This window comes from Flavobacterium sp. 103 (assembly GCF_003096795.1).
Lineage (GTDB): Bacteria > Bacteroidota > Bacteroidia > Flavobacteriales > Flavobacteriaceae > Flavobacterium.
In genome coordinates this window covers 1,604,242-1,628,974 of the sequence record NZ_QENX01000001.1, presented here as the reverse complement: position 1 = coordinate 1,628,974, position 24,733 = coordinate 1,604,242, and the positions used below count along the sequence as shown (strand labels likewise).

The 24,733-nt window shown below is 35.9% G+C and carries 22 protein-coding genes; 7 read left to right on the top strand and 15 right to left on the bottom strand.

What is annotated here, in order from left to right; translation table 11 throughout:
- Positions 1-15: 15 nt before the first annotated feature.
- Positions 16-1,770 (bottom strand): aspartate--tRNA ligase, encoded by a 1,755-nt coding sequence (aspS, locus tag C8C85_RS06705; RefSeq protein ID WP_116796377.1) that lies wholly within the window; start codon positions 1,768-1,770, stop codon positions 16-18.
- Positions 1,771-1,926: 156 nt separating this feature from the next.
- On the opposite strand from aspS, the gene C8C85_RS06700 reads away from it, so the two are divergent.
- The 3 genes from C8C85_RS06700 (at position 1,927) to C8C85_RS06690 (ending at position 4,184) form a co-directional block, all read left to right on the top strand.
- Positions 1,927-2,916 carry a TlpA family protein disulfide reductase gene (locus C8C85_RS06700; RefSeq protein WP_116796376.1) on the top strand — a complete coding sequence of 330 codons (990 nt, stop codon included), beginning with the start codon at positions 1,927-1,929 and terminating at the stop codon, positions 2,914-2,916.
- 211 nt (positions 2,917-3,127) lie between these two features.
- Positions 3,128-3,490, top strand: coding sequence for a toxin-antitoxin system YwqK family antitoxin (locus tag C8C85_RS06695; protein WP_116796375.1), 363 nt, complete (start codon positions 3,128-3,130; stop codon positions 3,488-3,490).
- Positions 3,491-3,911: 421 nt separating this feature from the next.
- Positions 3,912-4,184, top strand: a complete 273-nt coding sequence (locus C8C85_RS06690) for a DUF4242 domain-containing protein (RefSeq protein WP_116796374.1) — start codon at positions 3,912-3,914, stop codon at positions 4,182-4,184.
- A 182-nt stretch (positions 4,185-4,366) separates the two neighbouring features.
- Here the strand turns inward: C8C85_RS06690 and C8C85_RS06685 are convergent, their stop codons facing one another.
- The 10 genes from C8C85_RS06685 to C8C85_RS06640 form a co-directional block, all read right to left on the bottom strand.
- Entirely contained in the window at positions 4,367-5,605 is a 1,239-nt protein-coding gene (locus C8C85_RS06685; RefSeq protein ID WP_116796373.1) for a TMEM143 family protein, read from the bottom strand.
- Between the two features lie 607 nt (positions 5,606-6,212).
- Positions 6,213-6,518, bottom strand: a complete 306-nt coding sequence (locus C8C85_RS06680) for a type II toxin-antitoxin system RelE/ParE family toxin (RefSeq protein ID WP_116796372.1) — start codon at positions 6,516-6,518, stop codon at positions 6,213-6,215.
- Positions 6,519-6,764 carry a type II toxin-antitoxin system ParD family antitoxin gene (locus C8C85_RS06675; RefSeq protein ID WP_116796371.1) on the bottom strand — a complete coding sequence of 82 codons (246 nt, stop codon included), beginning with the start codon at positions 6,762-6,764 and terminating at the stop codon, positions 6,519-6,521.
- Positions 6,765-6,925: 161 nt separating this feature from the next.
- Positions 6,926-10,390, bottom strand: coding sequence for an efflux RND transporter permease subunit (locus C8C85_RS06670; RefSeq protein ID WP_116796370.1), 3,465 nt, complete (start codon positions 10,388-10,390; stop codon positions 6,926-6,928).
- A gap of 77 nt (positions 10,391-10,467) precedes the next feature.
- Positions 10,468-11,610: an efflux RND transporter periplasmic adaptor subunit gene (locus C8C85_RS06665; protein WP_116796369.1), complete on the bottom strand. Its 1,143-nt coding sequence runs from the start codon at positions 11,608-11,610 to the stop codon at positions 10,468-10,470.
- A gap of 25 nt (positions 11,611-11,635) precedes the next feature.
- Positions 11,636-12,973 carry a TolC family protein gene (locus C8C85_RS06660; protein WP_116796368.1) on the bottom strand — a complete coding sequence of 446 codons (1,338 nt, stop codon included), beginning with the start codon at positions 12,971-12,973 and terminating at the stop codon, positions 11,636-11,638.
- Positions 12,973-13,569, bottom strand: coding sequence for a TetR/AcrR family transcriptional regulator (locus C8C85_RS06655; protein WP_116796367.1), 597 nt, complete (start codon positions 13,567-13,569; stop codon positions 12,973-12,975). Before C8C85_RS06655 ends, C8C85_RS06660 begins: the two co-directional genes overlap by 1 nt.
- Before the next feature lie 85 nt (positions 13,570-13,654).
- Positions 13,655-14,164, bottom strand: coding sequence for a YceI family protein (locus C8C85_RS06650; protein ID WP_116796366.1), 510 nt, complete (start codon positions 14,162-14,164; stop codon positions 13,655-13,657).
- 336 nt (positions 14,165-14,500) lie between these two features.
- On the bottom strand, positions 14,501-15,064 hold the full coding sequence (locus C8C85_RS06645; RefSeq protein WP_116796365.1) for an RNA polymerase sigma factor: 564 nt from the start codon (positions 15,062-15,064) through the stop codon (positions 14,501-14,503).
- Complete coding sequence (locus C8C85_RS06640; RefSeq protein ID WP_116798412.1) at positions 15,057-15,452, bottom strand: hypothetical protein; 396 nt, start codon at positions 15,450-15,452, stop codon at positions 15,057-15,059. The genes C8C85_RS06645 and C8C85_RS06640 overlap by 8 nt, the downstream gene beginning before the upstream one ends.
- Before the next feature lie 439 nt (positions 15,453-15,891).
- Here C8C85_RS06640 and C8C85_RS06635 point away from each other — a divergent pair, with 439 nt between their 5' ends.
- The 4 genes from C8C85_RS06635 (at position 15,892) to C8C85_RS06620 (ending at position 18,148) form a co-directional block, all read left to right on the top strand.
- Complete coding sequence (locus tag C8C85_RS06635) at positions 15,892-16,443, top strand: dihydrofolate reductase family protein (RefSeq protein WP_116796364.1); 552 nt, start codon at positions 15,892-15,894, stop codon at positions 16,441-16,443.
- A 125-nt stretch (positions 16,444-16,568) separates the two neighbouring features.
- Complete coding sequence (locus C8C85_RS06630) at positions 16,569-17,165, top strand: dihydrofolate reductase family protein (RefSeq protein ID WP_116796363.1); 597 nt, start codon at positions 16,569-16,571, stop codon at positions 17,163-17,165.
- Between the two features lie 58 nt (positions 17,166-17,223).
- Positions 17,224-17,703, top strand: a complete 480-nt coding sequence (locus C8C85_RS06625) for a DinB family protein (RefSeq protein ID WP_116796362.1) — start codon at positions 17,224-17,226, stop codon at positions 17,701-17,703.
- Between the two features lie 19 nt (positions 17,704-17,722).
- A complete protein-coding gene (locus C8C85_RS06620) occupies positions 17,723-18,148 on the top strand; it encodes a VOC family protein (protein WP_116796361.1) in 426 nt (141 codons plus the stop codon).
- 189 nt (positions 18,149-18,337) lie between these two features.
- On the opposite strand, the gene C8C85_RS06615 is transcribed toward C8C85_RS06620, so the two are convergent.
- From C8C85_RS06615 to C8C85_RS06600, 4 genes are all read right to left on the bottom strand, one after another.
- Complete coding sequence (locus tag C8C85_RS06615; RefSeq protein WP_116796360.1) at positions 18,338-21,514, bottom strand: efflux RND transporter permease subunit; 3,177 nt, start codon at positions 21,512-21,514, stop codon at positions 18,338-18,340.
- Positions 21,515-21,617: 103 nt separating this feature from the next.
- Positions 21,618-22,682: an efflux RND transporter periplasmic adaptor subunit gene (locus tag C8C85_RS06610; protein ID WP_116796359.1), complete on the bottom strand. Its 1,065-nt coding sequence runs from the start codon at positions 22,680-22,682 to the stop codon at positions 21,618-21,620.
- A 6-nt stretch (positions 22,683-22,688) separates the two neighbouring features.
- Positions 22,689-24,041, bottom strand: a complete 1,353-nt coding sequence (locus C8C85_RS06605) for a TolC family protein (RefSeq protein ID WP_116796358.1) — start codon at positions 24,039-24,041, stop codon at positions 22,689-22,691.
- Positions 24,038-24,637, bottom strand: a complete 600-nt coding sequence (locus C8C85_RS06600) for a TetR/AcrR family transcriptional regulator (protein WP_116796357.1) — start codon at positions 24,635-24,637, stop codon at positions 24,038-24,040. Before C8C85_RS06600 ends, C8C85_RS06605 begins: the two co-directional genes overlap by 4 nt.
- Positions 24,638-24,733 lie beyond the last annotated feature (96 nt).

Below are 24,733 nucleotides of genomic sequence, written 5' to 3'. Positions count from 1 at the left end.
ATTCAACCTTTTCGCCTAATTTGTTAAATTTAATTTAATATGTAATTCCTTTAATTGTGATTCATCAATAACTGACGGAGCGTCAATCATTACGTCTCTTCCCGAGTTGTTTTTTGGGAATGCAATAAAATCACGAATAGTCTCTTGTCCACCTAAAATAGCGACTAGACGGTCCAATCCAAAAGCTAAACCACCGTGAGGAGGTGCTCCAAATTGGAAAGCATCCATTAGGAAGCCAAATTGTGCTTTTGCTTCTTCTTCTGTAAAGCCTAAATATTTAAACATTAATTGTTGTGTCGCTTTGTCATGAATACGAATTGAACCTCCTCCAATTTCATTTCCGTTCAAAACCATGTCGTAAGCATTGGCACGAACTTTTCCAGGATCTGTTTCCAATAAGTGCATATCTTCCGGTTTCGGAGAAGTAAATGGATGGTGCATTGCGTGGTAGCGACCGCTTTCTTCATCAAATTCCAATAATGGGAAATCTACAACCCAAAGAGGTGCAAATTCGGCTGGATTTCTTAATCCCAAACGAGTTGCTAATTCCATACGTAAGGCACTTAATTGTGCTCTTGTCTTGTCTGCTGGTCCAGAAAGCACAAAAATCATATCACCAGGTTTTGCTCCTGTTGTTTTTGCCCAATTAGTCAAGTCTTCCTGATCGTAGAATTTATCTACAGATGATTTGAAAGTTCCATCATCGTTACATTTTGCATAAACCATTCCGCTGGCGCCTACTTGTGGACGTTTTACCCAGTCAATCAAGGCGTCAATTTCTTTACGGGTATAATTTCCAGCTCCAGGAACTGCTATTCCCACAACCAATTCGGCTGCATTGAAAACTGGGAAATCTTTATGTTGTGCAAATTCGTTCAATTCACCAAATTCCATTCCGAAACGAATGTCCGGTTTGTCATTTCCGTATGTTTTCATGGCATAATCGTAAGTGATTCTTGGGAATTTGTCTACTTCGATACCTTTTATTTCTTTTAGCAAATGACGGGTCAAACCTTCAAATACATTTAAAATGTCTTCTTGCTCCACAAAAGCCATTTCGCAGTCAATTTGTGTAAACTCTGGTTGTCTGTCTGCACGCAAATCTTCGTCACGGAAACATTTCACGATTTGGAAATATTTATCCATTCCACCTACCATCAATAATTGTTTGAAAGTTTGTGGAGATTGTGGCAACGCATAGAATTGTCCTTCATTCATACGGGATGGAACAACAAAATCTCTAGCTCCTTCTGGAGTTGATTTGATTAAGTAAGGAGTTTCCACTTCGCAGAAGTCTAAATCCGAAAGATATTTACGCACTTCCATTGCCACTTTGTGACGGAAAAGCAAACTGTTTTTTACTGGATTTCTACGAATGTCCAAGTAACGGTATTTCATTCGGATGTCTTCACCACCATCAGTTTCATCTTCGATAGTAAACGGAGGAGTTAAAGCGGCATTTAAAATATTCAGTTCAGTTACCAAAATCTCAATTTCACCAGTAGGAATGTTTTTGTTTTTGGCTTCACGCTCAATAACGGTTCCTTTTACTTGAATCACATATTCACGACCCAGTGTTTTGGCAGCTTCAAAAACTTCTTTTATAGAACGACTTTCGTCAAAAATCAATTGTGTAATTCCATAACGGTCGCGTAAATCTACCCAATTCATAAATCCTTTATCTCTAGATTTTTGAACCCAACCGGCAAGTGTAACTTCTGTATTGATATGTGAGGCGTTTAATTCGCCACAATTATGACTTCTGTACATGATATAAATTTTAGACTGCAAAAGTAAACACAAAATTCAAATTAAAATAGTAAAGTGATAATCTGAGGGGTTTTAATTTTAAACTTTTTGTTAATTATTAAATTTCACTGCTCTTATTTCTTTAGATTTGATAACTAAAACCAAACTTTAAAGGATATGAAGAAAATTTTTGTTAGTAGCCTATTGCTTTTTGGCGCTTTGAATGTTGTCGGTCAAGCCAAAGATCAAATTAAATTTACGGCTAAAATTGCAAATAGAAATAGTGACACTTTAGTCATTAAGGGAAAAGATTTTAAACAAGTTATTCCGATTAACAAAAAGGAAATCTTTGTGGCTTCTTTTGATGCTCCAAAAGGATTTTATGTGTTTTCTGATGGGACTGAATCTTCAAGATTATATTTAAAACCAAATTCTGATATTACGCTAACAATGAATGCCAAGGAATTTGATGAAACTATTGTTTATGAAGGTAAAGGTGTAAACGAAAGTAATTTTCTAGCACAACAAGCTTTAAGAAATGAAAAACTTGAAGAGGCTTTTACTAAAGAACCAGCTGAATTTGCTGCATTATTTGAGTCTAAGAAAAAGGCGGATGTTGAAAGTTTGGAGAAAGGTTCTTTTGATCCGGAATTTATAACTGCTATGAAAAATAATTTTGTACGTTTTAATGAATTTGCTTCGCAAGAATATGAAAGAGTGGCAAAAGCAAATAAAATGGTTGGAAATCCTTCTCCTGAATTTGAATATGAGAATTATAAAGGAGGAAAAACCAAACTCTCTGATTTAAAAGGTAAATATGTTTATATAGATCTTTGGGCAACATGGTGCGGACCTTGTAGAGCTGAAATTCCTTTTCTTCAAAAAACTGAAGAGAAATACCAAGGAAAGAATATCGAGTTTGTGAGTATTTCGATTGACAAGGCAAAAGATAATGACAAATGGAAAAAATTTGTAACCGATAAAAAATTAGGGGGAGTTCAATTATTTGCAGATAATGATTGGGAATCTGAATTTGTAAAAAGTTATGGTGTAAACGGAATCCCGAGATTTATATTAATTGATCCAAACGGCAATATTTTAAATCCAGATGCTGATAGACCTTCATCTGCAGAATTACAGACACAATTAGATACTTTATTGAAATAATTCCCCCCATAAGTATAATGTTGGGTTTAATTTTAAATATCTTCTAAAATACCAGAAAAACCAATGCTTGAGCGTTGGTTTTTTTGTTTTATGAAATTTTCCAATGTTAAGCTTTTGTCTGTGTTACGAAATTGTTACCAAAATGTTTTTTTAATGTAAATTTTGTTTCTAATTTTGGTATATAAGATGTAAACAATTAAAAACTAACGATATGAAAAAGCTTGTAATTTTAGTAGCGGTATTATTCTCAGGGGTTATTTTTGCTCAAGATGCGAAACCCGTTTTGGAGCCATTCGGCAAAAAAATCAAAGCCACCTATTTTTATGAAAATGGTCAAGTGCAACAGGAAGGCTACTTTGAAAATGGTAAATTAGAAGGAATCTGGGTTTCCTATAATGAATCCGGAGATAAAACTTCCTCAGGAGAATATGTTGCTGGTGTAAAAACAGGCAAATGGTTTTTCTGGTCTCAAATAGATGGAAAAAATAGTCTTAGCGAAGTGGATTTCTCCAACAACAAAGTTGAAAAAGTTAAAAATTGGAGACAAGATGCTTTTGCAACTTCAAACGAGTAGCAATACGTAGTTAATTTTAAGAAAAGGAGAAAGCCACTATTGATTTTCTCCTTTTTTTATTGCCTTTTTCAGTGTTATAACTTTGTTAAGTTCGAACTCGTTTTATTGTATTTATTGTACCTTTATTGTAGAAATTCAACATATGGTTTAGAGTAAAATAGAGAATCAGTTAGTTTTAAATATCTATTTGTCAGTACTCTAGGTTATAAAGTTTGCGTTTGCCAAGAAATCGGCTTTTATGGGTTACTGTATTAGCCGATTTTGACTGTTCTAGTGCTTTTTAAAGTTTATTGAGCCTAAAAAGCAATTGTATGTATCGCCCCTTTCTGCATAAAACTCTTTATTCCTTTTGCTTATTTCAAAGGGAACTTGAAAGAGATTTTATATAATTATTTTATTCTAATTTTTTAATCTGATTAGTATGCCAAAGTATGTTATTGAAAGGGAAATTCCAAACGCAGGGGATTTGACACCAGCACAATTAAAAGAGATATCAAATACGTCTTGTGATGTCTTAAGAAAAATGGGGCCAGAAATACAGTGGAAACACAGTTATGTGACTGATGACAAAATTTATTGTGTTTATATTGCGCCAAATGCAGAAATGATTAAGGAACACGCGAGTCAAGGTGGCTTTCCTGCCAATAAAATAAGTCTTGTTTCGGAAATTATCGACCCGGTTACTGCGGAGTAGCAAGTTATGGCTTATTTTGGAAAAGGAGAAATTCGTTCGATTTTCTCCTTTTTTTGTGTTTTTAACTAAGGTATCCATAAGTAAAAAATCAACCGCAGATTCGCAGATTTTATAATTAGAAGTTCTGCTTTTAAAGAAAATAATCTGCGAATCTGCGGTAAAACCAACTCATCCGTTTGCCCTTAGTTTGTAACCAATTGATTATACTCAAAAACCCCATCCCATATTTCGTCTATTCTGATGAGTGCCTTGTCTAAAGGAATAACTGACCATTTTCCATTGGTTTCAGAACCAAGTCCGGTGTTTTTTAATTTAAATAAAGCATCTTTAACATCAAAGTCAAGGTCTGTATTGTGTTTTGTTTTAAACCAAGATTCAATTTGGTGATCGAGTTCTTCTTCTGTTATCGGAGTTTCGCTTCTGTTCAAAAAGGAGTAGGCCAAGATAGTTTCCTTAAGCACTTCTTCTTCCGAAGAGTTTAATAAAGAATAAAACGCACCGCTATTATTTCCTATATTTTTGAAATAAAGACTATCCGAAAGCATTTTCGAATACTTTATCTTCTTGTTCACAAAGTTGTTGTATTGACGAAACAAGTACGCACCCAATATCCCAAGTGCGATCAAACCTTGATTTAGCGACGTTTTACTGTTTAGCAAATCGATTGTTTCGCCAGATTCAACGGCCGATTGCATTTTAATCAGTGCCGGAATTACTTTGGCACTCAATAACGAAATTCCACCCACAAGACCCGGAACCCACAATAATAGCTTGTCTGTAGTAGACATCATCGGGACTGCATTCGGGAATATTGTTTCAATATCGTTTTTGGGAACACGCTTGAATATTTTCAAGACGATGGTGCCAGGATCAATCGGCATTTTGTTCGAACGGTTTTTCTTTTCCTTATAATAATCGGCATCGTGGTAATTAAGGTAAATCATCACGCGATCATAGTATTCGATCTCTATTTCCTTCTTCCAAAAAAAGTATTTGGAAACCTTTTCTTTTGCTTTATGCTGACCTCTAACATACAATCCGTATTCTTTATAATCGGCAATGTTAATGTCCAATTTCAAACCAATCAAATCCGAATCTTGAAAAGCCTTATCCAGAGTTTCCTGATCCACTCGGCTATAATTGCCTCGATCCAAAACTTTAAGCAGCGTCTCTTTGAAAAGCGAAATGTCACTTTTGCCAACAAATGACTCTCGTTCTTTTGGATTTATGTCCGGATCAAACAAGGCATAATTTTGTTTCAAATTACGGATTAGGTTAAAAGCTTCATAGTGGAAATAATGCTCAATGATATCAAACAGCTTTTTGAAATCCTCAGCCTGCTTTTCATCACCTGCGTATTCCGCCAGTTGTTCTTCGAGTAAGAATTCCTTATCAAATGGGATATAGTGCTCTAGTTGCATATTGAATTCAAGGCTTTAATGGGACTTTTTTAAGTCCGGCAAAGGTAAAACACAAAAGCCGAAATCTTTAATTTTTTAATATCAATTCTTCCACTGTTTCAATAATCATCTGAATGAGGAGCGAAACAATAGGCTTTATCGGGAGGCATCGTTCCTGCTGTCCGCTATATCTCGTCCCGTCAAAAAAAGACGGGACGGGATGCCGCTTCCATCAGGGCTAAAGGGCTGGCAAAGGTGATTTTTTGGAAAAACTGGGAGGATAGAAATTTGCGCCATCGAGGTTTTGGTAGCTTGCCTACCAAAACCATAGGTGAGCCTATCTAAAGCTATGGCTTGCCTAAACAATCCAATAGGCACACCTATCAAAATCAAAGGTGACACTTATAAAATCGATAGGCGCACCTATTTAAAAGACAGGTGTGCCTATCAAAAATGATGGTGACGCCTACAAAATCGAGAGGTATGCCCTAATATTATTATGGCGCTCGATTCTCAAAACACAGTGAAGGGACATAGGGAGACTTTTATCACGTTTATGATTTTTTAAGAGCTTAAAAAAACGCAAAGTCAAGAGACTTTGCGGCGTGGGCTATTTATATATGAATCTTTAAAGTTGAATACTCAATTGGGTATCAATATCCATTCTTTCATGTAAAATCCTGATGACCTCGATTTCATTAGATTCTATTTTCTTAAAAAAGACTAAATGAGATTTTACTTTTGAACATCTATAATTTTTTCTGACATTCCCAAAATCACGTGCCATTACAAAATTGTCAACTATATATTCGATTTCGTCAAAAAGCAAATTATAGTAGCGGTCTGCTTGCTCAATAGACCAGTTTTCAGCGGTGTAAATCCAAATTTTGTTAATGTCGTCAAGTGCTTTCTCACTTATTATATATCTTGGCATCTATTTTCTGAAATTTGCTTTAAGTTGCTCAAGATTTTTTTTGCGGTCAAAATTTTTAATCTTAGCACTTTTTTCACCAATTTTAAGTTCGTTGATTAAAGATTTTGTTTTGTTTTCTTCTTGCTCAAAAACTCTCAAAGCAGTTCTTACAACCTCACTTACAGAACTATATTTTCCAGAGGAAATTTGCTCATTTATAAAATTTTCAAAATGATCGCCTAATAATATAGAAGTATTTCGTGCCATAATCTTTTTTGTCAAAGATACCAAGTCTTGGTATTTTAGCAATGTGTTTTTACATTTTTTTTTACATCATATCTTTTAATCGTACTCATTCCATTCCTACAAAAAAACAAAAAACCACCCAAAATCAAATTTCAGGTGGTTTTTTATAAAGATTTCAAAGTCTATATTTCGATAGGTTCAGCTTTTCTTCGATCTCTCAACCAATATTTCATTCTTTTAACCAAATAGAACATTACGGGTACCATTACCAAAGTTAATACCGTGGCGTAGGTCAGTCCAAAGATGATCGTCCAGGCCAAAGGTCCCCAGAAAATCACGTTGTCTCCTCCCATAAAAATGTGCGGATTCAAGTCGGTTATCAATGAGAAAAAGTCAAAATTCAGTCCAATGGCGAGTGGAATTAATCCCAATACTGCCGTCAAGGCGGTTAACAATACAGGACGCAACCTTGATTTACCAGATTCGATGATCACTTCCTTGATTTCTTCTATGGTCAGATCGTCGTGGCTTTGTAAATGATTGTCGGCTACTTTTTTGTCCAATAATAAAACAAAGAAGTCCATTAATACGATTCCGTTCTTCACCACAATACCCGCGAGAGAAATGATTCCCATCATCGTCATCAGGATCACGAAATCCATATTAGCAATCACGTAACCGTAAAATACTCCACTGAAACTCAGCAATACCGTAAAGAGGATAACCATAGTTTTGGAAACCGAATTAAACTGTAACACGATGATGATGGTGATTCCGGACAAAGCCAAAAACAGTGCATAGAACAGGAAGCTTTGGTTTTTGCCTTGCTCTTCCTGTACTCCCGAAAAGGAATAGGTAATTGTTTTTGGTAATTGATAGCCTTTTAAATCAGCTGCAATTTGCTTGGTAATTTCATCGGCATTGTAACCAGTCAAAACATTGGAATAAACCGTCATAATACGTTTTTGGTTTTTTCTTTTGATTTGGTTATAAGTGGTTGTTTTCTCTGTTTCCGAAACAGCGGAAATAGGCACTTGCATCATTTGTCCGTTGGTTTGGTTTCGGAACGTCAAGGACTGATTGAACAATATGTTTTCGTTCTTGCGTTGATCATCCTGCATACGCATAGTGATGTTGTAGTCGTCATCACCTTCTTTATAAGTCGAGATTTCCTGGCCATATACAGAACGACGCAAATTGAATCCCAATTGTCCTGTCGAAACGCCCAAACTTCCAGCACTTACACGATCCACTTTTACTTCAAGTTCCGGACTCTCTTTATTAACATCAATACTCAAACGCTCAATTCCGGGAATGTTTTTAGTATTGATAAAAGTGATCATCTTGTCAGCTTCTTTCAACATTTCATCATAATCAATTCCTGTCAACTGAATACTGATTGGATAACCGGCCGGTGGTCCATTGGCATCTTTTTCGACCGTTACGGTAGCTCCTGCAATTCCTTTTACTTTACCTCTGATTTCTTCCAGAATATCGGCGGTGTTAATTCCTCTTCTGAATTTAAATTCGGAGAAATTCACTGTCACTTTTCCTTTAAAAGGAGTTTCAGAAGCCGATCCAGCATCCACGTTTGGATTTCCAGCACCAACACCCACTTGGGACACGATTGATTCGGCCAAGTAGTTTTTGTTTGTTTTTGGATCTACATATTTGCTCAAAATAGAAATCACCTGTTTCTCAACAAATAGCGTAGCCTTATTGGTTTTAGTAATATCGGTTCCTTGCGGGTATTCGATATAGGCGATTACCTGATTCGGTATGTTGTCTGGGAAGAACAATACTTTTCTAGGGAATATCCCCAAAAGCACGAAAGAGAAAAATAACATTCCGATAATTCCCAGTAGGGCAATCCAAGCTCTTTTTTTGGTTAAAATTTTGGCCAAAAATGTTTTGTACTTATCTTCCATTCTCGGGAAAAAGCTGTGTTGGAAATCTTGCGTCCATTGGTACAATTTTAATTTGTACAACCACATAAATACAAAAGACAGTATCGCTAAATGCCCAATAGCTCTAGCCAATTTAGAATCATAAATATTCCCAAGAAGAACAAAAATAACCGCTATAATCGTAAAAATGATTGAGTATATTTTTGCTGATTTTTTGGTCACATTTTTGTCTTCAATTTCCATCGATCCACCCGTCATAGCTGCATTGACAACCATCGCAACAAACAGCGAAGCTGATAATGTTACGGTTAATGTCATTGGGAAATACTTCATAAATTTGCCCATTGTTCCTGGCCACAAGGCGAAAGGCAAGAATGCCATTAAGGTAGTTGCGGTTGAAGCGATAACTGGCCAGGCGATTTCACCAATACCTATTTTGGAAGCCTGAACACGAGGCATTCCCTTTTTCATATTGGCAAATACGTTGTCAACCACCACGATACCGTCATCCACCAACATTCCCAGTCCCATAACCAAGCCGAAAAGTACCATAGTATTCAAGGTCAGTCCAAATGCCGAAAGAATACTAAACGCCATTAACATCGATAATGGAATGGCAGCTCCGACAAACAAAGAGTTTCTAAGCCCCATTGTAAACATCAATACGATCATTACCAACACAATCCCGAAGATGATGTGATTGGATAATTCGTCAACCTGGTGCTCAACACGTGAAGATTGATCGTTTGTCAATTCAATTTTTAAGTTGGATGGCAAATAGGATGCTTGGGCTTCTTTAATTTTTTCTTTAACCTGTTCAATAGCCGAAATCATATTTTGATTCGAACGTTTCTTCACGTTCAACATCACCACTTCGGATCCTTTCTCACGGGCATAAGTCGTTTTTTCTTTTTCTTTGAACTTAACAACTGCAATATCTTTCAGGTAAACCGTTCCTCCATTGTGTTTTACGATGATGTTTTCCAGCTCTTTCGGGTCTTTGATTTCACCTACAATTCTGATGTTGTTTCTAGATCCCTGAGAAATTAAATTCCCTCCCGAAAGTGTCATATTCTCGTATTTCACTGCATTTTGAATGTCGTCAAAAGAAACTTGTGCAGCTGTCATTTTAAAAATGTCAACGGCAATTTCCACTTCTTTATCATCAACACCCAGAATGTCTACTTTTTTTACTTCAGGAATTTCTTCAATATCATCTTGAAGCAATTCTCCGTATTTTTTAAGTTGTTGAGTGGTGTAGTTCCCTTGTAAATTGATATTCAGAATTGGCACTTCCTCCGAAATGTTCAATTCAAATACACTTGGTTCTACTTTACTTCCATTGTCAAGATTTGGCCAGTCCGTATCTGCTTTTACGATATCTACTTTGTCCTTAATTTTGGTTTTGGCATCCAAGATGGTAACCTTATCTTCAAATTCAACGATAATCATTCCATAATCTTGAAAAGAGCTAGACGTAATTTTATCTACTCCACTAATGTTCTTGATTTCCTTTTCAAGAGGTTTGATGATTAATTTCTCTACATCCTCGGCTGAGTTTCCTGGGAAAACAGATGAGATGTAAACTTTATTTTCTATAATTTCCGGAAAATCCTCTCGAGGCATCGTAACATAGGCAATAACTCCAGTGATTACAATCAATAAAGTCAAGATATATACTGTAACGCGATTTTCGACAGCCCAACTTGATATTCCGAATTCTTTACTTTGATGTGACATATATTTTAAAGTTTATTGTTGATAGTTGATAGTTGATAGTTCCTGGATTACCATAAACTATCAACCATCAACTTTTTTTAGAAGTTAAGTTTCATCCCATCCGAAATGGTGTTCATCCCCTCAGTAACTATTATGGCATCTGCATCCAAACCGCTTAGGATTTCGGTTACATTGTCTGAGGACTGTCCTATTGTAACAATCACTTTTTTGGCAATACCTGTTTTTCCGGTTGAGTTGGCTACGGTATATACAAAGTTGTTTTTCTTTGAATCCTGTTGAATCACATTTGTTGGAACAACCACAGCATTTTTGCTAACATAATCAATCACTTTCAGTTTAGCCACTTGGTTAGGGCGCAATAAATTTTCTGGATTGGGAACGCTAACTTCGATTCCGAAACTTCTGTTGTTTGGATTGATGAAATTACCTATTTGACGCACTTTTCCTTTGTAGGTTTTGCCCAATGAAGATAAGTATACATCCACTTCGGTACCGATTTTTAGTTTTCCGATATACGTTTCCGGAATAGAAGTGGAAACATACATATTGCCTAGATTTACGATTCGCATTAATCCTTTTGGACTGGCTGAAACAACTTCTCCTTTTTCAACAAAAAGTTCATCAATAGTTCCTGAAAACGGCGCTCTGATTACTGTTTTGGCTATTTGAGCTTTGATTTGGGCTACTGATTTTTGAGCAGAAATCATTTGGGTTTGAGCCTGAAGGTATTGGATTTCAGAACCAATCTTTTGACTCCATAGATTTTTTTGACGCTCAAAAGTAGTTTTGGCAAGAGCATATTGATTTTCGGCACTGGCCAATTGTTGACTCATACCTCCATCATCCGTGCGTCCTAAAACTTGTCCTTTGCTTACTTTTTGTCCTGCTTTTACATTCAATTCTACTAAGTTTCCTGGAAATTCAGGTTGAATCAATACATTTTCATTGGTATTAATATTTCCTTGTACTTCAAGATAATGGTTGAATAAAGTGTCTTTCAATTTTACGGCAGTAACCAACGCTTCTACTTCTTTGTTTACATCCAAAGTAGCCAATGCTTCGTCAATTTGGGTAAGTTGCGTTTGCAGTTCGGCTTTTTTTGCGGTTAATGCTTTTGCGTCTTTGGATGCAATGATACTCTCGACTGATTGGTTTTTCTCGGATGAATTACAGGCAATCAATACAATTGAAAGGGTGGTTAAGATTAGTATCTTTTTCATATGTTTATATTTAATGGTAGTGTCGTTATTTAGTGGTAATTTTTTCTAAACTGGCTTTTTTGTTGATGATGTTAACCATCGTTTGCAGGTACTTTTGTTGAGCACTATACAATTGACGTTGAGCATCATTGAAATCAAAACTGGTTGAAAGTCCTTCGGTAAATTTAATTTGCTGTTTTTTCTCAATTCTTTCTGCCAGATTCAAATTGCTTTTTGCGGTTTCATAATCGGCGATGCTGTATTCGTATTCGCTTTTTGCGGTAGCATATTGCAATTTTAATTTTTGTTCAGTTTCACTTAAAACCGTTTTTGCTTGATCCAAAGCAATTTTGGCCTGTTGTGTTCTGGAGCTTCTGGCCAAACTGCTGAAAATAGGAACATTCAGACCAAGTCCGATATTCGAATAGTTAAACCAGTTTTGGTTTTGGCTAAAAAAATCAAACTCATCTTTAAAAGCGGTGTAACCAAAATTAACTTTTGCTTCCAGTGAAGGTAAAGCTTTGCTTCTTTGAAGTTTGTATTCTAATGTTCTTTGTTCTTCAAAATTGGTGGCTATTCTATAATTGATATTACTGTTCACGTCAAATTCGGTATTGGAAAAAGAAAGGTCCATGTTTTGTATGGTCAGAATATCTAATTTGTCGGTTAATGTGATTTGGTCATTAATGTCAATACCCAAATTAATTTTTAGCATTTTATAGGTGATATCCAGTAAGCGCTTGTTATAATTTAAGGTGCTTTCCAATGAGGCTAATGTTATTTCCAGTTGCTCAACACTTTCTTCTTCGATTAATCCATTTTTGTAAATGGCTTTGGTGTCATTCAACGTTTTTTGTAGGGAAGCAATGTTTTTTTCTAGGATTGCTATGTTTTCTTGGGCCAATAACACATTTCCATAAGAGTTGATAACCATTTCTTTGATGTCAATATCCGATCTTCTTTTGGCGTTTTCATAATAAGCCAAATAGGTTTTTGAAGCCTGAAGTGCCACTATGTAAGAACCGTCAAAAATAAGTTGGCTTAAAGTGGAATGAGCTACCATATTGTATTTGGTTCCAAAGGCAACTTCGATATAGTCTCCAGGTTTTCCTCCAGCGAATTCAGCAGGAATTACCGATTTTTGTAACACAAAATTATTGGTAAAATCCACACCGGCATTAATTTGCGGCAAACCCATTGCGGTAGTTTCCCATTTTTTTTCTCTGGCCGCTTCGATATCGCGACCAGAATTGATAGCCGAGTAATTATTTTCGAGAGCATGGTCTATGGCTTGCTGTAATGTAAAGCTGTAACTCTTAGGCGAGTCTTGTGCCTTGACGCTCAAAGCCAAAAGGGTAAGGGTTAGAATGAATATATTCTTCATTATATATTGGTTTTAAGTAATTGTTTTTCAAGTTCGGCTATTCCTTTTGGTGTTGCCATCGCTCTGGTGTGGTATTCCAGTGCCTGTAGTTCGAGTTTTGTAGCTTCTCTTTCGGAAATAGTGTTCTCCTTGATACTAAAAATTAACGAGTAATAAAATTTCACATAAACATCAATGTCCAAATCATTTCGATATAAATCTTGTTGAATCCCTTTTTCTATGTTTTGTTTGAAACACATATTACATTCGTCCAATTCTCTGTTCATTACCTTTTGATAGATTTCGGGATAATGTTTTTTCAATTGGTATAATGGAGAAGTATCTGTGGCCTGAAACATTTCCTTAAACATTTTCCGAATCTCAAAATTCTCTTCAATCGCATTGTAATCTTTGGCAACAATGGTATTTATGACTTCATGAACGGTTTTGTGAACCATTTCCGTGCTTTCTTCGATCAATATTTCTTTGTTGCAAAAATATTTATAAATCGTTTTTTTGGAAATGCACATTTCACCGGCGATATCATCCATAGTGACACTTTTAAAACCAAGTTTTAAAAATAAATCACTTGCTTTGGATATGATTTTTTCTTTCATTTTGTTCTATATGTGGTTGTAAGTTAGTTGGTTAATGTAAAAGTATAAAAGAAATATATTCAGTCAAATTGGATTTCTATCGATTTTATTGATGAACGAATTCTAAATTGGCTATAAGTTTAATGTCAGAACCAACGGCGTATCCTCCATTATTAAAATAGGTATTATGATTCAGTCCAAAATCCTTTCGGTTGATGTTTCCCGTAATTTCAAATGATGCTTTTTGAACTCCATTGTAGTTGTTGTAACCAATGAATTCGGTGTCCAATTCCACTTCTTTTGTAATGTTTTTGATGGTCAAATGTCCTTTTAGGAAATTGATGTTTTTATTTATCTTTTGAAAAGAAGTCGATTTGAACTCAATAACCGGAGTTTCATCATAGTCAAAAAAGTCGATTAATTTCAAATCAGAGTTTCTGCTTTTGTCGTTCGCTTTCAATGAAAATTCAATGGAGGCATCTTCGACTTCGTTGTTTTGTATGGCAACGTGTCCTTTAAAATTATTTTTGGATCCAGACATGTAGTCAATCAAAGAATGTCTCGTCTTTATCAATACGTCTGATTCGTTAGAATCAATTTCCCATTCGTTTTTCATGTTTTCTGATTTTTGTAATAATTTTGTAATGCAAATATAGATAAGGAAACTTTATAAACAAAATAAGTTTCCACTGTTTTATTTTGATTGTATTGAAAATTAGATGATTATGTTTTTAGCAGGGTCAGAGTGCTATAATGTAGGCGAGCTCTGTTCTATTTTATCTTTTGCGTCTGTAACTAATTAGATGAAAAAAATCCTGAAGAAACAAAGAATAAAAAATTAGCTAATTAAACCTTGTTAGCATTGTTGGTCTCTATACGTTAAGTAAATTTCCCATGACTCTTTGGAAGAGTAAAGAATTTTCTCTATCGCTAAATGAATGAGTTGAAATAATCAGGAATAAATGATTTCTTCATACAACTCTGATAATCGCTTTCGCAAATGTAAAACAGCATACCGTTTTCGCGAAAGCAATGTGTTGACAGAGACACCAGTTTCTAGGGATACTTCCTTGAATGACAAACCGTCTAATTCCGTTTTTTCAAAGACTTCCCTTTGTTCCTGAGGCAATTCTGACAATGCGTCTTCTAGTTCCACCCACAATAAAGAGCGTAAGTACTCTGTTTCTGGAGATGGTGATGTTTGTTTACTGAATAGCATTTCGGAAATATCTTTCAGGACATCATCATAGTCATCGTTTTGGTACGAAGGTAATTCTTCTTCATGCTTCTTAATTTGTTTATTGATTATCATGTTGCGAGCTACCCGGTACAGCCAAGCTGCCACTTGCTCAATGGGATTCATCGCAGTATCCACTTTTGCCAGTTGGTAAAAAACGTCCTGTAAAATGTCTTCCGCGTCTTCCTTGTTTGAAACGCGTTTACGGATAAACGCGTTCAATCTAGGTTTATAGGTTGTTACCAGAGTTCCGACATCCTGCCGTTGGTTATTACTCATTATCTTTTTTGTCGAAATCAGTTCTTTCAAAATCAAAATCCCTATCATCAAAGAAATGTCTGCGACCAAATCTTCCTCCGCACATGCGCTCTTTACGCTTGCTTATGAATTCTTTTCGTTCTTCGGGAGTCATGCTCGTCCATTTTTCACGTAAACCTTTTCTATGATGCATTCCGCCAAATCGGTGTCCTCCTGAGTGCCCGAAACCTCCGAACAAAAGACGTGAAAGCACAAGTAATCCCAATGCTTGCCAAAAACTGATAATTCCCAATCCGAATATGCTAGGAATAAGCGAATTCCACAGCAACATTACTGCAAAAGTAAATCCTACAGCTGCTCCGATGCCAAGCAATACCATTCCTGCTATTTTAAAACCTTTTCTTTTCATTTTATAATTTTTATTTGTTTTTAAATTCATTTCTAGAAGCCTTCTATTTATGTAGACAAATGAACAGGATAAATATTTTACAGAAATGCTATTTTTTTTAATTTTTTTTGAAAGTACAAATAACATTGGATAAAATTACTGCAATGTGTCTGTTGTAAAGGCTGTTCAAGAGTGAAATTTTTTTTGGTATGGAAACAATTTTAATTTCGTTGCGCATATACAGGGGGACGGATAAAGTTTTGATTACTAGCGTACAAAATTTATTTGTAAATATTATTTATTAAATTTGAAAGGCAATACAACTATCCTTTTTCTCAAACCAAACTTCCCAAATTAAGGTCGATTAGAGTTATTTTGCAAGACCTATATGAGTTAATGGTCATTGTAAGATGTTCGCAAAACCAACAACGAATGATAAAATGATAATTAGAGACAAGATATGAGAAAGATAATTGCAGCAATCAATATGACACTTGACGGGGTTTTCGATCATACGGCAGGAATTCCCGATGAAGAAATACATCAGCATTATACGGAACTATTAAAAGAAGGAGATGCGATTCTATACGGCAGAATAACCTATCAACTTATGCAATATTGGCAAACTTTGGTTAAAAATCCTTCAGGGGAAAAATCAATGGACGACTTTGCTATGGCTATTGACAAAATTCCAAAAATCGTCTTTTCACATTCGCTGAAGAATACCGATTGGGACAGTGCTAAATTGTCAAATCAAACAATTGAAGAAGAAGTTTTAGAACTCAAACAACAATCGGGTGGAGCGATTTTAGTTGGTAGCCGGAGTTTAATCATACAGTTAATGAAACTTAATTTGATTGATGAATATCAGTTTTGTATTTATCCTGTGATAGCAGGAACCGGTTTGCCGTTATTTGAAAATATGAACGAAAGGACTATTCTTAAACTCATAAAAACTAAAGCCTTTAGTGGTGGTGCAGTAATCCTTTACTACGAACTGAAAAAAGAATAAAAAAACGAATCGCTAACAGAGTTTTGGCGTAAAGTCGGGTGAAGCGTTTCTATTAAACAGTGGTGATAAAAATTCGCATATATTGACATTGTATTTACTTTTTAAAAACTCAAATTATAATAATCATGAGAAAAATAATTGTTTTGTCCTTTATTTCATTAGATGGAGTAATGCAAGCACCCGGCGGACCCGAGGAAGATCCATCAGAAGGTTTCAAATTTGGCGGATGGAGCGCGCCGTTCGATGATGAAGTTGGTGGCAAAATAGTGCAAAAAGAGCTGGAACAACCTGCAGATTATCTTTTGGGCAGGAAGACATTTGAGATTTGGGAATCCTTCTGGCCTGAACATGCCGATATTTGGCCTGGTATCAATGATGGTAAAAAATACGTTATGTCTAATACGGTTGCTACATCAGGCTGGAAAAACACTGCATTTATCGAAAGTTTGGAAGATATAAAAAAGCTCAAAAACTCAGATGGTTTGGATATTCAAGTTTGGGGCAGTAGTAAACTCGTTCAACTGTTACTTAAGAATGATTTGGTGGACGAACTCAGTCTCAAAATTCACCCATTGATTCTTGGTGCAGGGAAAAAATTGTTTGATGAGGAATCGATTCCTGCGGCTTATACTTTAACGGAGAGTTTGGTCACACCATCCGGAGTGATTATTGCCAAATATAAGCGTGCCGGCGAAGTCGAGACAGGTACAATGGGAGCTTAAGGAGAAATGAAATTTAAAAGAGCTATTTATAACAACCCTAAAAATAAAAATTAAAAAGATGGCAACAGCAGAATTATTTATAAAAATGACATTCGACAGATGGAATGGATCCATTACAAATTTGAATGCAATTCTCAATAGCATAACAGACGAAGCTTTGCTAAAGGAAATTGCACCGGGTAAAAACAGAGGAATTTATTTGCTTGGACATTTAATAGCGGTACACGACGAAATGCTGAAACTATTGGATTTGGGCGAAAAATTTTATCCAGAATTGTATGAGCCATTTATTAAATCGCCTGACAAATCAGTAACGCAAATTCCAACTGCGGCAGAATTGAGAAGTTTTTGGATCAAACAATGTGAAGTGTTAAAACAAAAATTTGACAGTTTGAAACCCGAAGAATGGTTTGAAAAACATACCGCAGTATCTGCCGAAGATTTTGTTAATGAACCCCATCGCAATAAGTTAAATATCATCATCACCAGAACCTCCCATTTGCAATACCATTCAGGTCAGTTAGTATTACTTAAATAATTTTTAAAAAATAGAAATCATGGCACTTATCAATCCTCACGTTAACTTCAATGGGAATGCCGAAGAAGCATTCAATTTTTACAAATCAGTATTTGGCGGAGAGTTCGAAAGAATTGTTCGTTTCAAAGAGATATCAAGCGATGAATATCCAGTACCCGAAAAGGAAGCCGATAAAATAATGCATATTGCTTTATCTATTGGCCCAAATTTTTTAATGGGCAATGATGTTCCAGAAAGTATGGGGCCAGTAAGTGAAAATGAAAACAGATCTAAAATATGTGTTATGCCAGCAAGTCGTGATGAAGCCGACAAGCTGTTTAACGGACTTTCGGCAGGCGGAAATGTTGAATACCCTATTGGTGACAGCCCTTGGGGTTCTTATTTTGGTATGTTTAGAGACAAATACGGCATTGAATGGATGATCGATTTTGTAGCAAAAGTATAACCAGGGACGGCTTTAGACCTATCCCCCCGCTCCGCAAAGTCTCATGACTTTGCGTTTTTTACAAGTTCTTGAAAACTCAAAATAGGATAAAAGTCTCCCGACTTTTTCCGAAAAGAGCATTGTTAAATCCATAAAAAAGGGCTTTCAAATATCTTGAAAGCCCTTTTTTGAATTAGTAAGCAACCTATTTTAAACTGTATGCTTCGGATTAAAACCATCCTCGCTTAGTTCTTTGTGGTCATAATCGGCAACCATTTCGGCTTCATAATCGATTTTTTCACCTTTAGATAATCTGGCTTTGATTTTCTCCATGATTTCATAAATCACGGGAACAATAATCAAGGTTAGGAATAAAGATGAAATTAATCCACCAATAATTACCCAAGCCAAACCGTTTTTCCATTCGGCACCAGCTCCAGAAGCCAATGCAATAGGGAACATACCAAAAACCATCGCAATTGTCGTCATCAAAATAGGACGAAGACGAGCGTGATTCGCTTGAATCAATGCCCTTCTGATGCTTTCTCCGGCAGCTCTTCGTTGGTTGGTGTAATCCACAAGCATAATCGCATTTTTACACACCAGACCAATTAACATAATGATACCCAAAATGGTAAATATATTCAATGTGTTATTCGTCAATGCCAAAGCCAGCATCGCTCCAATAAACGAAAGCGGAATAGCAAACAATACCACGAACGGGTGCATAAAACTATCATACAAACCAACCATTACAAGGTAAACCAAGACAATAGCGGCCAATAAAGCGATTCCTAAGGTACCAAAACCTTCACTTTGATTTTCCTGGTCTCCACCCCAAATATAATTTACCCCAACCGGTTTTTTAAGTTTGTCCAGTTTGGTTTGCCATTGTGTTACAATTGTCCCTGTTGGAACCCCAACGTTTTGACCTTGGACCGTTACCGAAGCCGATTTATCACGACGCTCCAATTGGCTAGGTCCTGAACCTTCAGTAATAGCAGCAAACTGTGACAATTTGATTTGTTGACCCGCATTGTTGATGAAAATCAGATTACTTACGTCAGTAATATTTTTTCTGTCAAAAGCATTGTATTTAATGTTGATGTCATATTCGTATTCACCAGCTCTAAACTTACCATCAGTATTACCACTATAAGCAGTTTGCATCGTCATACCAACAGTTTGAAGTGTTAGTCCTAATGCAGCCATTTTATCACGGTCTACTTGTACATTGATTTCAGGATTTCCATCTTCAACGGTTAATTTAATCTCGGTTGTTCCAGGAATGGTACGTAATTCAGCTTCGGCTAATTTGGCGAAAGCCATAGCAGCTTCAGTAGAAGGCCCTGTTACAATCAATCCCAATTTTGCGTTTTCGGCAGTACCCAAGATACCAACCGGAACTGTTTTTACTTTGGCTCCAACCAATACTTTCTCCAATTTACGTTTGATTTTTGCAGCATATACTGATGCGTCATCTGTACGTTCTGCTTGGTCAATCATTTTCACGTCAATCTCCGCTTTGTAAGCAGTAGCTTGTGCAGCACCCATACCTTCACTGGTTTGCCCTACAGTCGTAATCTGGCTGTGAACATACTCTTCGTTTTTCAAAAAGGCTTCCGCTTTTTGAGTCATAAAGTTAGATTGTTCCAATGAAGCGTCTTTCGGCATTTCGATTTGAACCAAGAACTCCCCACTATCTGAAGAGGCAAAGAATTCTCCTCCAATAAAACCACCACCCATTAATCCGATTGTTGATCCGAAGAACAAGACAAGTACAACAGCAATTGTTTTGAAATAATGATCCAAACACCAGTTTAATAATCCAGTAACCCAGTTTGTAAAACGAGTTAAATAACTTTCGAATCCAAGTATCGTTTTCCCGAACAAGTTTTTGCCTTCAATATGTTCCAATTTCCCAAAACGAGAGGACAACCACGGAATGATAGTAAACGAAGCCAACAATGAAAACAATGTTGAAATAATTACGGTAACACAAAATTGTGTAATGATATTGGATACCAATCCAGAACTCATTGCAATTGGTAAAAACACCACCACAATTACCAATGTAATCGAAGTTACAGTTCCACCAATTTCGGCAGTACCGTCAAAGGCTGCACGAACACGGCTTTTACCCATTTCCATATGCCTGTAGATATTTTCCAATACCACAATCGCATCATCGACCAGAATACCCACAACAAGTGAAAGTCCCAATAAACTCATCAAGTTTAATGTATATCCCATTAGGTAAATTCCGATGAAGGTTGCAATTAACGAAACAGGAATCGAAACCATTACAATCAATGAGTTTCTAATACTGTGCAAGAAGAACAACATTACAAATGCAACCAATACTACCGCGATCATTAAATCGTGAATTACAGAATCTGCAGCTTCCAGGGTATAAACCGTACTGTCTTTGGCTATTTCCAGTTTTAATTGATTGGTTTTATAATCGCTTTCTAATTTACTAATGCTTTTGTGCAATAGTTCGCTTACTGCTACGGCATTAGCATCTGACTGTTTGATTACTTGTAAAATAATCGCACTTTTTTGATCGACACGAGAGATTTTTTCGGCAATTTTTTGAGCATCCTGTACGTCTGCAATGTCTTGTAAACGTATTTCAATTCCGTTTTTAGAAGAAATAACTAAGTTTCTTAATTCGTCAACATTCTTATATTTTCCGGCAAGACGAATTAATATTTTTTGATTACGGGTTTGGATGTTTCCTGTTGGGAAATCCAAGTTCGAAGTCAGAATAACTTGTTGTACTTGTGGAACCGAAAGTCCGTAACCCTGCATTTTTACTGCATCAAGATTCACTTGAATTTCTCTTTCCTGACCACCAATAATGTTTACCTGTGCCACACCGGTAACACGGGATAACACGGGAGCTATTTTTTTATCAATCAAATCGTAAAAAGCAGCTTCGTCCATTTTTCCGTTGGCACCAATAGTCATAATCGGTAAATCGCTCAACGAGAATTTCGATAACGATGGTGTTTTTGCATCATCGGGTAAATCACTTATCAAAGCATTGATTTTTCGTTGTGCGTCATTCATCGAAATGTCAACTTTTGCTTGTGTTGTCAATGTAACCGTAACTACAGACAAACTTTCGTATGATTTGGAATCAATCTTTTTGATGTTTTCCAAAGAGGCGATTCCGTCCTCAATTTTTTTGGTAACCGTATTTTCGACCTCACTTGGAGAAGCTCCAGGATAAACGGTGGCAATGGTGATTACGTTTTGTTCGAATTTAGGAATCAATTCATAGCCCAATTGGCTATAGCTGAACAGTCCACCAAGGGTAAGAATCGTAAACAATACAATTATTATCGACGGACGTTTTATGGATATTTCTGCTAATTTCATGTTTTTCTTTTAAATTTTATTAAGTCCTTAGTTTTTAGTCCTTAGTCCCTGGAGGTTATTTAGTTTGACTAATTCTAAGGACTAAGTGCTCTGTACTAATAACTTACTTAATAATTTCTACTGTATTACCGTCTTGCAAGTTAATTTGCCCTGTAACAATTACAGTTTCACCATCAGATAATCCGTCAACTATTTCTACTTGTTCTCCTATAATTCTTCCAGAGACTACTTTTTTTAATTTAGCGATACCATTTTCTACAACAAAAACTTCATTACTGCTCACACTTCCTACGAAAGCATTTCTAGGAACTACTTTTAATTGTAGTTTTTGTTTAGAACCAAAATTGGCAGTTCCGTACATTCCCGCTTTTAAGCTGTTATCAGAGTTGTTTGTGATTTCAAGTTCCACTGGGAAATTCAGGCTTTCATCAGCTTTGGCAGCAATAAAAGTAATTTTACCTGCAAATGTTTTATCAGGAAATACACTTGAAGTAACATTAATAGTGTTTCCTAATTTTAAGCTGGCAACTTGACTTTCGTTTACGGTAACTTTTAATTTCAATTTAGAAACATTCACAATGTCAAACATTGCTGTAGCTGGCATTCCTGTCAAAATAGAACCTGGCTCAATGTATTTTTTATTGATAAAACCTTTAATTGGAGCTTTTACTTTAGTGTCTCCTACGTTGATGTTGGCTTGTTTCAAGTTGTTTCCGGCATTGGTCAAAGCCAATTTTGCCTGATCCAATTGTTGTTTGGTCACACCACCTGTTTTAAAAGCGTTTTCATAACGGTCATAATCCGATTTTGCATTGTCATAAGTTGCTTTTGCCGTTTGGGCATTTACGTTTATAACATCGCTTCTCACGATTACCAATGTTTGACCAACATTTACATAATCACCTTCTTTTACTAAAACACTAATCACTTTACCTGATTTTTCAGCAGAAAAAGTCAATTCTTGAATCGGTTCAAAATTTCCATTGGCTAAAAAATCCAATGAAACCTCTTCTGTTTTTACCTGAGCTGTTTTTACGGATACCGCTGCATTTTTTTCGGCAACAATATCAGTTTTAGCTTTGTTCTCCGCTTTATTCTTATTTAAAGTAAAAGCGATAAGCGCTAATGCTCCTAAAATTACGGCTATGGTTATTATATTCTTTTTCATCTTGTTTTAGTTTAATAGGGTTTTAAGTTCTCCTTTTGATTTGATTAATGATATTTCTGCTATTTTGTAGGCTAATACAGCTCTTGTGTAATTGTTCTGTGCTTCAAGTGATGCGTTTTCGGCATCCAATAAATCAGTCAATGATGCTAAACCTTGTAGATAATTGTTTTTGGTATTTTTCAAAATATCTCCGGCCAAACGCATATTTTCTTTTTGATTTCTGATGGTTATAATGTTGTTCTCAATTTGAGTTTTAGCATTTCTGTAATCTAAATCAAGAGAAAGTTGCGTGTCTTTAATGTCTTCTTGTAACGTTCTGATGTCAACATCAGCTTGTCTTACTCTGGCGCGAGTTCCAAAACCAGTAAAAATAGGCACTCTCAAATTCAATCCGATTGCAGAGTAATCCGACCAATAAACACCATCGGCAGGTTTAGCAAAAAGAGGTACTTCTGGACCTTGCCCTATATAGTTGTATCCAGCCACCAAAGAAAGTGTTGGGTAATATTCGGCTTTAATGGCAGTTTTTTGAAATTGCAATAATTCTTCTTGTTTTTTCAAAAGCAAGTATTCCGTTCTGTTTTCAGTATTTGGCGCTTCAGATAGTGCAGCTGGTGTTGCTTCAAATTCAGTTTTAGGAATCACGATTTCAGTTTCAATAGGCATTCCCATAAAAAACTTCAATGCATTTTCCTGTAATTGAATTTGGTTTTTGATTTGTTGACGATCCGTATCAATGTTAGACATTTTTACGATGATTCGGTCCAAGTCAATTTTTTTGGCCAAGCCATTATCAAATTGTCCTTTTACAATGTCGCGAACCTTTGAGGTATTCACATAATTGCTGTCCAATAAAGCCAATCTTTCGCGTTGTACGTAAACAGAGTAGTAGTTGTTGGCTACTTTTTCAATTACTTGTTCTTCTGTTAATTGATTGTTTATTTGATAGAATTCACGAGTGGTTTGCGCCGCTCTCAATCCTGTAAAAACAGATTGGTCAAAAATCGTTTGGCTTAATGAAACTCCGGCGCCCGATGTCCATTTTTGTCCAAAAGAAGCTTGAATTGTGGTTCCTGGTGCGCCAAAAGCAGATCCGTCAATTACATTGGTTTGTAAAATAGGATTATAGGTTAAGCTTCCGTTTGCTGTGATATGTGGCAAAGCTCTTGAGCGAACTTCTTCGATTTGGTATTCACTGTTTTCAACACTTAATCTTGCTTTTTTAGCATCGGCTTTGTTCTCGAGTGCGTAGGTAATTGCCGCTTTTAGCGTAAGCGGATTTGTTGCTGTTGTGCTTACCCCTTGGGATTGTGCGGTGAGAGCAAAGGTTAAGAATGTTAATAAAAGTATTCTCTTCATGATAAAGTTGGATTTTGTAATTGTTTTTCTAGTTCTATTATTCCACTAGGTGTTGCCATTGCTCTAGTGTGATATTCTAATGCTTCTAATTCTAATTTCTGTGATTCTTTTTCAGAACTCGTCATCCCGTGAATGCTGAAAATAAGGTTGTAATAAAATTTAACATAGATGTCGATATCCAAATTTTCCCGGTACAAACCCTGTTGAATCCCTTTTTCAATATTTTGTTTAAAGACCGTGTTGCATTCGTTTATTTCTCTGGACATTACTTTGTCATAGATTTCAGGGTAATGTTTTTTCAATTGATGAGCTGGTGAAGCTTCTCCAGATTTAAACATTTCTTTGAACATCTTTTTGATTTCGAAATTTTCTTTGATTGCATTGTGATTTTTTGCTGCGATTGTATCAATGCTTTCATGAATCGTTTTATGGACCATCTCGGTGCTCTCTGCGATTAGAATTTCTTTGTTACAAAAAAATTTGTAAATCGTTTTTTTTGAAATGCACATTTCACAGGCAATGTCATCCATAGTTACACTCTTAAAACCAAGTTTTAAGAAGAGTTCTGTTGCTTTTGATATAATTTTCTCTTTCATTTTATGGGTAACTTATTGTAATAAAAATTTGGAATAATACAGTAAAAGTTAGTTGTCAAATGAGTTTTGGGTTGTTATTATGCTTTATAAGAACTG